The sequence below is a fragment of the Streptomyces sp. NPDC026672 genome (assembly GCF_040638185.1).
Classification (GTDB): Bacteria; Actinomycetota; Actinomycetes; order Streptomycetales; family Streptomycetaceae; genus Streptomyces.
Window position 1 is genome coordinate 1 of sequence record NZ_JBEZXS010000089.1, and the last position, 12,252, is coordinate 12,252.

12 protein-coding genes are annotated in these 12,252 nt (G+C 72.2%); 7 read left to right on the plus strand and 5 right to left on the minus strand.

The features are described from left to right. Positions 1-124: 124 nt before the first annotated feature. The 3 genes from AB0F77_RS42525 to AB0F77_RS42535 form a co-directional block, all read right to left on the minus strand. Positions 125-1,792 carry a multicopper oxidase family protein gene (locus tag AB0F77_RS42525; RefSeq protein ID WP_361960008.1) on the minus strand — a complete coding sequence of 556 codons (1,668 nt, stop codon included), beginning with the start codon at positions 1,790-1,792 and terminating at the stop codon, positions 125-127. 141 nt (positions 1,793-1,933) lie between these two features. Then, complete coding sequence (locus tag AB0F77_RS42530; protein ID WP_361960011.1) at positions 1,934-2,710, minus strand: polysaccharide lyase family 7 protein; 777 nt, start codon at positions 2,708-2,710, stop codon at positions 1,934-1,936. Positions 2,711-2,754: 44 nt separating this feature from the next. Further along, entirely contained in the window at positions 2,755-4,086 is a 1,332-nt protein-coding gene (locus AB0F77_RS42535; RefSeq protein ID WP_361960014.1) for a ThuA domain-containing protein, read from the minus strand. Positions 4,087-4,365: 279 nt separating this feature from the next. Between AB0F77_RS42535 and AB0F77_RS42540 the strand changes: the two genes are divergently transcribed. Together AB0F77_RS42540 and AB0F77_RS42545 are read left to right on the plus strand one after the other, a co-directional pair. Next, positions 4,366-5,376 (plus strand): aminoglycoside phosphotransferase family protein, encoded by a 1,011-nt coding sequence (locus AB0F77_RS42540; protein WP_361960017.1) that lies wholly within the window; start codon positions 4,366-4,368, stop codon positions 5,374-5,376. Positions 5,377-5,471: 95 nt separating this feature from the next. After that, entirely contained in the window at positions 5,472-5,738 is a 267-nt protein-coding gene (locus AB0F77_RS42545; protein ID WP_361960020.1) for a hypothetical protein, read from the plus strand. A gap of 25 nt (positions 5,739-5,763) precedes the next feature. Here the strand turns inward: AB0F77_RS42545 and AB0F77_RS42550 are convergent, their stop codons facing one another. Beyond that, a complete protein-coding gene (locus AB0F77_RS42550; RefSeq protein WP_361960023.1) occupies positions 5,764-6,975 on the minus strand; it encodes a carbohydrate-binding protein in 1,212 nt (403 codons plus the stop codon). 226 nt (positions 6,976-7,201) lie between these two features. Between AB0F77_RS42550 and rpmG the strand changes: the two genes are divergently transcribed. Both rpmG and ykgO read left to right on the plus strand, forming a co-directional pair. After that, the gene (gene rpmG / locus AB0F77_RS42555) at positions 7,202-7,366 is read left to right on the plus strand and encodes a 50S ribosomal protein L33 (protein ID WP_361960026.1); all 165 of its coding nucleotides are present in this window, start codon (positions 7,202-7,204) and stop codon (positions 7,364-7,366) included. Positions 7,367-7,413: 47 nt separating this feature from the next. Beyond that, positions 7,414-7,536: a type B 50S ribosomal protein L36 gene (ykgO, locus tag AB0F77_RS42560; RefSeq protein ID WP_361960029.1), complete on the plus strand. Its 123-nt coding sequence runs from the start codon at positions 7,414-7,416 to the stop codon at positions 7,534-7,536. Positions 7,537-7,590: 54 nt separating this feature from the next. On the opposite strand, the gene AB0F77_RS42565 is transcribed toward ykgO, so the two are convergent. Beyond that, a complete protein-coding gene (locus AB0F77_RS42565; RefSeq protein ID WP_361960032.1) occupies positions 7,591-8,082 on the minus strand; it encodes a peptidylprolyl isomerase in 492 nt (163 codons plus the stop codon). 168 nt (positions 8,083-8,250) lie between these two features. Between AB0F77_RS42565 and AB0F77_RS42570 the strand changes: the two genes are divergently transcribed. The 3 genes from AB0F77_RS42570 to pgm all read left to right on the plus strand — a co-directional run bounded on the left by AB0F77_RS42570 (position 8,251) and on the right by pgm (position 12,142). Further along, positions 8,251-9,081: a PP2C family protein-serine/threonine phosphatase gene (locus tag AB0F77_RS42570; RefSeq protein WP_361960035.1), complete on the plus strand. Its 831-nt coding sequence runs from the start codon at positions 8,251-8,253 to the stop codon at positions 9,079-9,081. Positions 9,082-9,358: 277 nt separating this feature from the next. Further along, a complete protein-coding gene (locus AB0F77_RS42575) occupies positions 9,359-10,372 on the plus strand; it encodes an MASE1 domain-containing protein (RefSeq protein WP_361960038.1) in 1,014 nt (337 codons plus the stop codon). Between the two features lie 129 nt (positions 10,373-10,501). After that, a complete protein-coding gene (gene pgm / locus AB0F77_RS42580; RefSeq protein WP_361960041.1) occupies positions 10,502-12,142 on the plus strand; it encodes a phosphoglucomutase (alpha-D-glucose-1,6-bisphosphate-dependent) in 1,641 nt (546 codons plus the stop codon). Positions 12,143-12,252: the final 110 nt, after the last annotated feature.

Below are 12,252 nucleotides of genomic sequence, written 5' to 3' on the forward strand. Positions count from 1 at the left end.
CACTTCCGATCCGCCCGTCACAACCCCCAACTCGCAGGTGCTAAGGTGGGGTCACGGGCGGCCCGCCCCTGGGGGGGGGCCGGTCGGCCCCCCGCCCGGGCGGGGACCGACCGGCCACCGGTTCCTAGGTGCGGTAGCCCAGGATGGTCATCATCCCCGACTCCGAGTGGTACTGGTTGTGGCAGTGCAGCATCCACAGGCCGGGGTTGTCGGCGTCGAACTGCACGTCCAGCTTGCGGTGGGGCAGCACGATCGCGGTGTCCTTGCGGGCGCCCACCCCGTCGATCCCGGTCAGCGCGAACGTGTGGCCGTGCAGGTGCAGGGGGTGCCACATGTCGGTCGCGTTGATCATCGTCAGCCGGATCCGCTCGCCCGAGCGGATCGGGTGACGCTGACTCACGGAGTACGGCTTGTGGTCGAAGCCCCAGTTGTAGTCCTTCATGTTGCCCGTCAGCCTGATGCGGATCTCCCGGTCGGGCTTGCGCTCCGGCAGCCGCACCGACTCGTGGGGCCGCAGCCGCCGGGCGGGCACGCAGCGGCCGTCCAGCTCGTCCGGACGGGCGTTCAACGGCGGCGCGGCGGCCTTGGGGCTGGTCCGCAGCAGTGCCAGACCCCGGGCGTTCTTGCCCTCGGCGACCGCGACGAGCGGGAAGACGCCGTCGCCGGCGGTGACGATCACGTCGTACCGCTCCAGCATGCCGAGCAGCAGGGTGTCGGTCTCCGCGTGCTCCACGGGATAGCCGTCGGTGTGGGTGATCGTCATGGTGTGGCCGCCGAGGGCGACCCGGAACGCCGTGTCCGCACCGGCGTTGATGATGCGCAGCCGGATGCGCTCGCCCGGGCGGGCCCGGAACACCTCGGGGTGGGCGGGTGTGCGCCCGTTGACGAGGTAGTGCGGGTAGGCCACGCTGCCGGCCTCGCTGTGCAGCATGCGGCTGTGGGAGCCGTGCAGCACCCGGGACGGCCCGGCCGGCGGCTTGCGGGAGGCCGCCGCCGAGGGGTGTGGCGCCGAGGGGTGCGGGGCCGTCGAGCCGCCGTGGCCCGCCGGCATGCCGCCGGGCCCCATGCCCATGGTCATGCCGGCCATGGACCCGCTCTTGCCGTGCAGGAGTTGGGCGAGCACCTGGTCAGGGGTGGAGCCGCCGATCCCGTCGACCCAGTCGTCCAGGACGATGATCCACTCCTTGTCGTAGGACAGGGGCTCCTTGGGGTCGTCCACGATGAACGGGGCGTACAGCCCGCGGTCGGGCTGGAGCCCGGAGTGGGAGTGCAGCACATAAGTGCCGGGGTGACTGACCGTGAAGCGGTAACGGAAGTCCGCGCCGGGCGGAACGGCGTCCTGGGTGAGGCCGGGCACGCCGTCCATGTCGCATCGCATGCGCACGCCGTGGGAGTGGAGCGTCGTCTCGACGGGCAGCCGGTTGGCGAGGGTGAGGCTCAGCACCTCACCGGCGGTGACCCGGACCAGCGGTCCCGGCACGTGCTCGCCGTAGGCCCAGGTGCGCACATGGCGCCCGTCCAGGTCGACGGTCGTCTCGGCGGCGGTGAACTCGAACATGCGGACGGAGCCGGAACCGCGCCTGCGCTCGGCCGCGCGGACCTCGGGGCCGGACGGGTTCACGTACCCCTTGGGGCCCGGTGGGACGAAGTCCCGGTTGTCGAGGAGGACTCCGGCCCCCGGATGCGGACCCGAGCGCGGATGCGAGTCGTTCCCGGAGCAGGAGGCCACGAGTCCCGAGCCGAGGGCCGCGACCGAGGCGGTGAGCAAAGTACGCCGCGAAGGTTTGTGCATGAATGAATAACACACGTTTTAGGGTGATATGTGCAGTATCTGGGGCGGCGCGTCTCGGATGTCGGGGCCAAGGGGCCCCACCCGCACGCACGACGGACCGGGCGGTGTGCCGCCCGGTCCGTCCTGTGCGCCGTGTCGTCGTCAGCCGTGGGACACGGTCAGCCCGTAGAAGGCCACCCGCGCGCCGTTCGTGGTGCTGTCCGAGGACGACTGGTTGTACGAGCCCGCCTTGAAGTACTGCTTGTAGGGGAAGAACGAGGACGGGATCGCGTAGTGCGTGGTGCTGCCGTTGACCGTCAGGTCGATGGTGTTGCCGCCCGAGATGCCGATCGTGTACTGCCAGGTCTTGCCGATCGACACATGGCCCACCGTGTGGGTGGTCTGGCCGCCCGACGGGGAGTTCTCGGTGCCGAGGACGATGTCGCCGTTGGACCGGTAGTACAGCTCCAGCAGCGGCTTGGTCGAGGAGCCGCCGGAGCCGAGGTGCACCTGCCCCACGCACACGTTCTTCGTCACGGACACCACCCGCAGCGTCGCGCTCATCCGGTGCGAGCCGCTCAGCGACCAGTCCGCGGCGCTGCCGCTGCGGTTCATCTCCCGCAGTTCGCTGCGCGCGTAGTTGCTGTTGGGCGTGGTGACGCCCTTCTCCGGCGCCCAGAAGGTCATCGCGCCGTCACGGGTGTCGGTGTAGAAGTAGGAGTCCTGGTACCCGTTCGCCCCCTGGAGCCGCGACGAGGAGATGGTGGTGGGGGAGCCGGGGGAGCCGACCGGCTCCTGGAGCTGCCAGATCGACAGGTCGAAGTTGCCGCCGGGCGCGACGTTCGGGTTCGCCGCGCCCGCGCTGCCGGAGCCGAGGAACGTGAGCGTGCCGACGAGTCCCGCGACGGTGGCGATCGCGGAGAGCCTGGAACGAGTCATGCGGGGGGTCCTTCCGCGGTGCGGAGAAGTGGGGCGCGGTGCGGTCAGGGCACCTGCGTGAGCTGGAAGCTCTGCGCGGCGGAGCCGTCGCAGCCGCGCTGCGTCAGCTGCACGCTGTCGGCCGACGAGGCGGCGGCGGTCAGGCACTTGCCGCTGTGCCGGGCCACGAAGTGGTACCGCCCGCCCGACTCGGCCACCGGCTGCCACTGCTGGTTCTGCCCGCTGCTGTAGGACCACAGCTGGAGCGGGGCGTTGTCGGCGGTGGAGCGGTCGGTGACGTCGACGACCTGCTGCGGGTTGCCCCGCGCGGCGATCCGGACGTAACCGCTGTCGGTGGCGCGGAACTGGTACTGCTGGGCCGCGCTGTTGTTGCAGGCGTACTGCTGCACGACGGTGCCGTTGGCGGTGGCCGCGGCGCGGGCGTCGACGCAGGTGCCGTTGCCGGCGTTCTGGACGGCGTACCAGGCGGTCTCGGAGATGGGCCCGCCGGCGGGCGGCGGGGTGGTGTCACCGGCGCCGCCGAGCCACTTGAGGCCGTCCAGCAGGAAGCGGTTCTGCGTGGCGCTCGCGAAGGTGGACGACAGGGTGGTGTTGGTCGCGTAGTCCATCGCGTTGTGCCCGAAGTTGGCGTACAGCATCCGGTACTTGGTGTTCGTCCAGAGGATGGGGTAGTAGCCGCTGTACCAGGTCTGATTGGGGTCGGTGCCCAGCGGGAAGCTGCTCTGGTCGATCGACGCCAGGATCTTGATGTCCGGGTTGGTGCGCAGGTCGTTGGACCAGCTGTACCACTCGCTCACCGACGAGGTGAACGTCGCCGGGAGGTTCTTGGTCGCCGCGTGGGTACGGTCCTCCACGCGCAGCACCGCGGTCGTCGGGCCCCAGGTGTTGGAGCGGAAGTTGCCGGTGCCGAGGAACTGGTTGTGGTACCAGGACCAGCTGCCCGCGTCGGTGGTGAACGCCGAGACGTGGAAGCCCATCCACGCGCCGCCGCCCCGCATGTACTGCTCGAAGCCGGAGCGCTGCGCGGCCGTCTGCGGCAGGTCGTCGAGGAAGAGCACCACCTGGTAGTCGCGCACCCCGCCGTTGGCGAGCAGGTCCCAGTTGTTGCTCGCGGTGTAGGTGAAGCCGTTGGCGGCGGCCTGCTGCGGGAACCACTGGTTCGCCTCGTGCACGAAGCTGATGTGCGCGGCGTCCCAGGTGCCGTTGTAGAGGGCCAGCACCTTGAACGGTGCCGCCGCGGCGCGGCTCGTGGCCTGCGCGGGGGGTGCGGCGAGGCCGAGCAGGGCGGCCAGCAGGACCAGCAGGCGCAGGACCGTGCGGGCGGTACCGGCGGATCTCGTGCCGTCGGTGGAGCCGGTGGGGGGAGGTACGGCCATGGAGTCACAGCCTTTCGTGGCGGCTGACGGTGGGGGAGGGAAGCAGTGCGGGGTGAAATGCGGCGGAATGCAAAGGAATGCGACGATGGTTCATCGATCTGAACGCTGGGCGCATCCTTGTATCGTCAGTGCTTCGTGAAGTTAAAGGTCTGAACCAGACACGTCAAGAGGTGAAGCAACGGGCGGCCTGCGCGGGGGAGTCGGGCGCATTCCTTGAATGCGGACGGCACGGGAGGAAAGCGGTGGCGCACGGGCGCGGTCGTCTGGTGCGATGACGCGATGCGGCACGAGACGGCGATCCTCCCGGACCGGGGCAGGTACCCGGACGTGATCACCCCCTGGGAGGGGACGGACTGGCGCCGGGCCGCCCTCGGCTGGGCCGAGGGCGAACTGGCCGCGCGCGGGCTGCGGGTGACCGGGCCCCCGCGGGTGCGGCTGCGCCCGTGGTCGGTCCTGGCGCGGCTGCCCGTCGAGGGGCCGGGCGCCGTCTGGTTCAAGGCGAACCCGCCCGCGAGCGCCTTCGAGGGCGCGCTCACCGCGTTCCTCGCCCGCCGGGTGCCGGGGCACGTCCTCGCGCCCCTCGCGGTCGACCCCGCGCGCGGCTGGTTGCTGCTGCCCGACGGGGGCGACCTGTTCCGGGACGTGCTCGACCGCGAGCCGCCCGGTGTCCGCGCGTGGGAGGAACTGCTGCGCCAGTACGCGCGGGTGCAGCACGCGGTGGCGCCGCACGGCCGTGAGATCGAGGCCCTGGGCGTGCCCGGCGCCCGTACGGCCGAACTGCCCCGCCTCTTCGACCGGCTCGTGGAGAGCAACACCGCGCTGGCGCCCGGTGAACGCGCGCGGCTCGCCGCGCTGCGGCCCCGCCTGGCCGACTGGTGCGCACGGCTCGCCGCCGTGGGCGTGCCGGACACCCTCGACCACGCGGACCTGCACGAGGGCCAGGTGTTCCGTCCGGCACCGGGCCGGTTCGTCTTCTTCGACTGGGGCGACGCGCTCGTCACCCACCCCTTCTGCAGCCTCCCGGTCCCGGCCGCGAGGGCCGCCGAGCGCCACGGGTCCGAGGTGCTGCCGCGGCTGCGGGACGCCTATCTGGAGGTGTGGACCGGCGCGGGGCACACGGCGAAGGAGCTGCGCCGCGCCGTCCGCCCGGCCTGGCGGCTGGGCGTCCTGGGCCGGGCCGGCGCCTGGGGCCGGCTGTTCCCGTCGGCCACGGTCGGCACCCCGGACGACGCGGGCGCCGCGGACGCGGCCCGCTCCCTGCTGCGCCTGTTCGACGAGCCGCCCCTGTGAGGGGAGCGGCGCCGTGCGGAGGGGTGCCGTGGGGGAGGGGTGCCGTGCGGAGCGGTCCGCGGCCGTTGTCAGTGCCGGGTGCGACCCTGAACCGCATGGACGAGCAGGACTTCATGCGCGGCAGGGTCTACGGCGCCGATCACGAGGACGCGGGCCCCCGCCCGGGCCGTACGTACGCGGAGCTGGTCGGGGGCCCGCTCGACGGGCTGCTCCTGGACATCACGGACCGGCCCGCAGGGACCCTCGGCGGGCCGGTCTCGCTCCCGACGGAACTGGGCCGCCACGGGCCGGGCGGCAGGACGCTGTACACGCCCCGCCGCCCGGCCGGCCGGCACTACGACTGGCACGGGGACATACCCTGAGCGGCGTCCCGGCCGGTCCCGCGCCTCAGCAGGCGCCCTCGTCCTGCCAGGGGCCCCACTCGGAGGCGCCGGGGACCTCGTTCTGGGTCCACCACTTGGCCTTCCAGTTGTGGTGGTCGTACGACGCCTCGTCCCCGCCCACGTACACCGAGGCGGAACTCCAGGCCGCCTTGCAGGCGCTGCTCGGCGGCGGGGTCGGGGAGGTCGGCGGCGGGGTGACCGGCGGGGTGGCCCCGGCGAACTTCACCGAGTACTTCGCGAAGTCCCACGCGCTCTGGGGCACGCTGGAGCAGGTGCCGGAGGTGCGGCCGCCGTTGTCGGGAGGCGCGCACTGGCGGTCGCGGTTGAGGGACCAGAAGGTGAACCGGTCCATGTGGTGGCCGGTGGCGTAGTCGAGGACGGTCTGGAAGTCGGTCTGCGAGAAGTACTCGCCGGTGTCGCTGCGGCCGTTCATCCCGGAGAAGCCCTCGTGGGCGTAGGCGGTGGCCTGGTCCCAGCCGAAGGTGGACTGGAGGATCGTGTTGAAGTTGGTCAGCGCGCTCGTCTGGCTCGCCGCCCCGTTGAAGCCGCCGTCGAACGGCATGATGGAGAAGTTGTTCGGGGTGAACCCCTGCGACTTCGCCTCCAGCAGCATCTGCTTGCCGAACCAGCCGGTGCCGTCGGCGGTGCCGGCCGTGGTGACGGAGACGTAGAGGCCCGGGTTGTTCTGCTGGAGGATCTTCGCGGCGCCGATCTCGTTCCTGATGGCCGTCGCGTTCTCGTACTCGGGTTCCTCCAGGTCGAAGTCGATGGCGTGCAGCCCGTACTTGGTGACGACCTGCTGGTAGGCGGCCGCGGTGGACGCCGGGTCCGCGCACGCCTGGCCCAGCTTGGTGCCGCCGTACCCGCCGATGGAGACCGAGACGTCGCCGCCCTTGCCGCGGATCGTGTTGATCACCGACTGGACGGCGGTGTCCGAGGAGACCGGCGCGGTGCCGCCCCAGGTGGGGGAGCAGCCGCCGCCGTTCGGGGCGAGGACGAAGGCGAGCTGGAACGCCTTGAGGCCGGTGGCGTCCATGATGGCGCCGGCGCTCGGCGGGTCGTTGTCGAGCGGCATCAGATAGGGGGCGGCGGCGTACCACCGGTTGCTCAGCGCGGTGGTGGCACCCGAGGCGTCGACCGCGACGAGGGCGGTCGTGCCCGCGGCGGCGAGCGCGACGGCCGCCGCCGCTCCCAGACATGCGCGAAGAGGTCTCACAGCCTGCCTCCAGAGGGGGGTGGGGGAGTCGCCCCAGCCTCCGGGAGCTGTTGGGTTCACGTCAATGGATTGGACTAGACCTGAAAGCTACTTGGACTAGACCATAGGGTTTCTTTACCGGGGGCCGGGGGCCGGGAATGTGCGGGGCGGTGGTGCTGTTGCACGGACTGCGGCTGGCATGCGCAGAACAATCATGGCGCGTCGGCCGCGGGAAAGGAGAGTCTCCGTGGCACGCAACACCGTGCGTCCCGTCGTCCGGCTGACGTCGACGGCCGGGACCGGCGTCACCTATGTGACCCGCAAGAACCGTCTCAACGACCCCGACCGGCTCGTCCTGCGCAAGTACGACCGGGTGGCCGGGCGGCACGTCCTCTTCCGCGAGGCACGCTGACCCGCCGCACAGGAAGAAGCCGGAGCAGACAGGAAGAGGATGGAGCCGTGAAGGTGCGCAAGTCGCTGCGCTCGCTGAAGTCCAAGCCCGGCGCGCAGGTGGTGCGCCGCCGGGGGGTCACCTACGTGGTGAACAGGAAGAACCCGCGCTTCAAGGCCCGCCAGGGCTGAGCGCGGACGGCCGGGCGCCGCGAGGAGCGGCGCCCGGACCGGGCGGCAGGCCGGTCAGACCGTGCCGCTCGCGCTGATCTTGATCGTGGCGCGGGTACGGCCGTTCTGGTTGCCGTAGGACTCGATCTTGTCGACGATGTCCTGGCCCTCGACGACCTCGCCGAAGACGACGTGCTTGCCGTCCAGCCAGTTGGTCACGATCGTGGTGATGAAGAACTGCGAGCCATTGGTGTTCCGGCCCGCGTTGGCCATGCTCAGCAGGTACGGACGGTCGTGCTTGAGGTCGAAGTTCTCGTCCGCGAACTTCTCGCCGTAGATGCTCTTGCCGCCGGTGCCGTTGCCCGCGGTGAAGTCGCCGCCCTGGAGCATGAACTGCGGAATGACACGGTGGAAGGTGGAACCGGCGTAACCGTAACCGTTCTGGCCGGTGGCCAGCTCCCGGAAGTTGCGCGTGGTCCGGGGCACCACGTCGTCGAAGAGCCGGAACACGATGCGGCCCGCCGGCTGGTCGTCGATGGTGATGTCGAAGTAAACGTTGTCGCTCATACCGATCAACCTATCGCGCGTCGGCCGATGTCTCGCGCGAAGGTACCCGGTGTGCGATTCCCCCGGAACCCGGACAGCGGGGCGGGCGCAGCCGGTGTGAATATGGTGCGGAAAAGGTAAAATCTAGGGGTTTGTCCTCAATGGGCTGTCACCCCGACGGAGTGATCCATGCGTCGCAAGCGCTCAGTGGACGACGGCGACGAACTGCTGCTCAGGCTCCGGTCGCTCACCGCCCAGGCGCGCGAGCGCGCGGAGCTCCAGCGCTCCCAGGTGGAGCTGGCCATCGCGCTCCAGCGCGGCATGCTCCCGCCCGACCTGCCCGAGGCGCCCGGCTTCCGGCTCGCCGTCCGCTACGCCCCCGCCTGCCACGGCCTGAACGTCGGCGGCGACTGGTACGACGCCTTTCCGCTGCCCGACGGCCGCATCGGTCTCGCCATCGGGGACGTGCAGGGCCACAACATCGAGGCCGCCGCCTTCATGGGGCAGGTCCGGGCCGCGCTGCGGGCCCTCGCCTCCGTCACCGGCGAGCCGGGCGAATTGCTCGCCCGCACCAACGACCTGCTGGTCTCCCTCGGCAGCGATCTCTTCGCCACCTGTACGTTCCTGCGCCTCGACCCGTCCTGCGGGGTGCTGGAGAGCGCGCGGGCGGGGCACACCCCGTCCGTCTGGGCGACCGCCGACGGCAAGTCCGGTGTCGCCGACGACGAGGGCGGGCCGCCGCTCGGCATCCAGACGGGGACGGAGTACCCGGTGGCCCGGCACCGGCTCACCACCGGCGGGGTGTTCGTGCTGCTCACCGATGGTGTCGTCGAGGGGCCCTCGCTCTGTCTCGAGGACGGACTCGACCGCGTGGCCCGGCTCGCCGGCATCGCCGCCGTGGCCGGTCTGACGGCCCCCGCACTCGCGGCCGCCGTGATCAAGGGCGCCGAACACGTGGGCCACGAGGACGACGCGGCGGTCCTGGTCATCGGCCACGACGAACACACCCCCCGCCCCTAGGCCCGCCACCGGGCCCTGGACACGCCCCCCGGCTCCGGCTGCACCGCCCGGCTCCGGCTGCGCCACCCGGTGCCGGGCTCGTCGGCCGGTCTTGGGCGTGCCGTCCGGTCCTGGGTGGGGCGCGCGGTTCGCCGGCGGGTTTGTCGGCTTCCGGCGGGCCGCCCGGGGCCGGGTCCGGGCGTCGGGGTGGGGTGTGTCGCCGGGGCCGGGGGTGGGCGGCGGTTCTCGGCCCCTTCGGGGGGAACTCGTCTCGCCGTCGGGGGGCGGTCGGTGTCTGATGGCTGGTGTGGTGGGTCTTGCGAGGGTGCGGCGGCCGGCCGTCGTCCTCGCGCGGACGGCGGCCATCGCCGTCTGCTACTACGCCGCCGGACGTCTGGGACTGCTGCGCCGGCTGGTCGTCGACGGCGCCGTGTTCACCCCCATCTGGCCCCCCACCGGCGTCGCGGTGACCTGTCTGCTGATCTTCGGCATACGCGCCTGGCCCGGCATCACCCTCGGCGCCCTCCTCGTCGGGCTGTCGGTCGGCCCACCCGGCCCCGACCTCGTCGGCATCGTCGCCGGCCAGACCGCCGCCCCCGTCTGCGCGTACCTGCTGCTGCGCCGTGTGGGCTTCCGCACCGACCTCGGCCGCCTCCGCGACGGCCTCGCCCTCGTCTTCCTCGGCGCCCTGACCGCCATGCTGATCAGCGCCACCGTCGGCGTCGGCCTCCTCGTCACCACCGGCAAGCTCGACGTGACGCGCTTCTGGGTGGTCTGGCTCGCCTGGTGGGTGGGCGACGCCATGGGCGTCCTGATCGTCACCCCGATCCTGCTGATGCTCCACCGCTCCCGCCGCCTCCCCGGCCTCGCCCGCTGGAAGGAGGCCACGGCGCTGCTGCTCGCCTCCTGCGTCCTGGTCCCCGTCGCCGCGCTGAGCGTCATGAGCGTGCTCTTTCTGGTCTATCCGCTCCTCATCTGGGCCGCCCTGCGATTCCGGCTCGCGGGCAGCATGCCGTGCGCCCTGTTCGCGTCCGTGACGACCACCCTCGCGGCGACCGAGGGCGCCGGTCCCTTCCGGGGCCTCACCGACGTCCAGGTGATGATCAAGCTTCAGGCGTTCAACGGCACCATGGCCCTCACCGCGCTGCTCCTGTCGGCGGTCATCGCCGAGCAGCGCAACACCCGGATGTCCGTCGAACAGGCGTGCAAGGAGCTGGCCGAGGTCCTGGAGCACCTCACCGCCGGCGACGTACCCCCGGGCCGGACCCCCGCGGACGGCGACGAACAGCGGCCCAAGGCCGGACCGGGCTGACCGCCGCCCCCGCCGCACGTGCCACCGCCCCCGCCGCACCACCACCCACCGCCCACTCGCGCATCCGCACCGCGACGGGGAAAGATGGGGCGTCGAGCGATCATCGACCCAAGCGGAGGATACGGACCCATGCCGCACGAGCGAGCGGGCACCCCGGCCGGTCCCGAGGACCTTGTCGACGTGGCCCGGCTGGTCACGGCGTACTACGCACTGCACCCCGACCCGGCCGACCCCGCCCAGCGCGTGGCGTTCGGGACGTCGGGGCACCGCGGATCGTCCCTGGCGACCGCCTTCAACGAGGACCACATCGCCGCCACCAGCCAGGCGATCTGCGAGTACCGCGCGGAACAGGGCACCGACGGGCCCCTCTTCCTCGGCGCCGACACCCACGCCCTGTCCGAGCCCGCGAAGGTGACCGCGCTGGAGGTGTTCGCCGCCAACGACGTCACGGTCCTCGTCGACAGCGCCGACGGCTACACCCCCACCCCCGCGGTCTCGCACGCGATCCTCACCCACAACCGCGGCCGTACGACGGGCCTCGCGGACGGTGTGGTCGTCACGCCCTCGCACAACCCGCCCGCCGACGGCGGCTTCAAGTACAACCCGCCCAGCGGCGGCCCCGCCGCCTCGGACGCCACCGCCTGGATCCAGGACCGCGCCAACCGCATCATCGCGGGCGGCATGAAGGACGTACGGCGCGTCCCGTACGCCCGCGCGCTCGCCGCCCCCACCACCGGGCGGTACGACTTCCTGGACACCTACGTCGCCGACCTGCCCTCCGTCCTCGACCTGGACGCGGTGCGGGCGGCCGGGGTGCGCATCGGCGCCGACCCGCTCGGCGGGGCCTCCGTCGCCTACTGGGGGCGGATCGCCGAACGGCACGGGCTCGACCTGACCGTGGTCAACCCGCACACCGACCCCACCTGGCGGTTCATGACGCTGGACTGGGACGGGAAGATCCGCATGGACTGCTCGTCGCCGTACGCGATGGCCTCGCTCATCGAGCGCCGCGACCGCTTCGACATCTCCACCGGCAACGACGCCGACGCCGACCGGCACGGCATCGTCACCCCGGACGCCGGCCTGATGAACCCCAACCACTACCTCGCCGTCGCCATCTCCTACCTCTACGCCCACCGCGACCGCTGGCCCGCCGCGGCCGGCGTCGGCAAGACCCTCGTGTCGTCCTCGATGATCGACCGTGTCGCCGCCGACCTCGGCCGTGAACTCGTCGAGGTGCCCGTCGGGTTCAAGTGGTTCGTGGACGGACTGGCCGACGGGGGCATCGGCTTCGGCGGCGAGGAGTCGGCCGGCGCGTCCTTCCTGCGCCGCGACGGCTCGGTGTGGACCACCGACAAGGACGGCATCCTGCTGGCCCTGCTCGCCTCCGAGATCACCGCCGTCACCGGCAGCACCCCGTCCGCGCACTACGCCGCGCTGACCGACCGCTTCGGCACCCCGGCCTACGCCCGCGTGGACGCGCCCGCCTCCCGCGAGGAGAAAGCGCTGCTCGCCCGGCTCTCCCCGGCCCAGGTGACCGCCGAGACCCTCGCCGGCGAACAGGTCACCCGGGTCCTCACCGAGGCTCCCGGCAACGGCGCCGCGATCGGCGGGATCAAGGTGTCCACCGCCAACGCCTGGTTCGCGGCCCGCCCTTCGGGCACCGAGGACGTCTACAAGATCTACGCCGAGTCCTTCCTCGGCGAGGACCACCTCGCCCGGGTGCAGGAGGAGGCCAGGGGAGTGGTCCTCACGGCACTGGGCGGCTGAGCGACGACGGCGGCGGCGGGGGGGGCCCCCCGCGGGGGGGGGGCGGCCCCCCCCCGCGGGGGGGGCCGGGCCGCGGCGGCCCCCCCCCGCGCGGCCCGCCCCCCCCCCCC

Bases quoted from the DNA above. Each gene is read 5' to 3' on its own strand.
- AB0F77_RS42525 (WP_361960008.1), bottom strand. From the start codon at position 1,792: ATGCACAAACCTTCGCGGCGTACTTTGCTCACCGCCTCGGTCGCGGCC.
- AB0F77_RS42530 (WP_361960011.1), bottom strand. From the start codon at position 2,710: ATGACTCGTTCCAGGCTCTCCGCGATCGCCACCGTCGCGGGACTCGTC.
- AB0F77_RS42535 (WP_361960014.1), bottom strand. From the start codon at position 4,086: ATGGCCGTACCTCCCCCCACCGGCTCCACCGACGGCACGAGATCCGCC.
- AB0F77_RS42540 (WP_361960017.1), top strand. From the start codon at position 4,366: ATGCGGCACGAGACGGCGATCCTCCCGGACCGGGGCAGGTACCCGGAC.
- AB0F77_RS42545 (WP_361960020.1), top strand. From the start codon at position 5,472: ATGGACGAGCAGGACTTCATGCGCGGCAGGGTCTACGGCGCCGATCAC.
- AB0F77_RS42565 (WP_361960032.1), bottom strand. From the start codon at position 8,082: ATGAGCGACAACGTTTACTTCGACATCACCATCGACGACCAGCCGGCG.
- AB0F77_RS42570 (WP_361960035.1), top strand. From the start codon at position 8,251: ATGCGTCGCAAGCGCTCAGTGGACGACGGCGACGAACTGCTGCTCAGG.
- AB0F77_RS42575 (WP_361960038.1), top strand. From the start codon at position 9,359: ATGGCTGGTGTGGTGGGTCTTGCGAGGGTGCGGCGGCCGGCCGTCGTC.
- pgm (WP_361960041.1), top strand. From the start codon at position 10,502: ATGCCGCACGAGCGAGCGGGCACCCCGGCCGGTCCCGAGGACCTTGTC.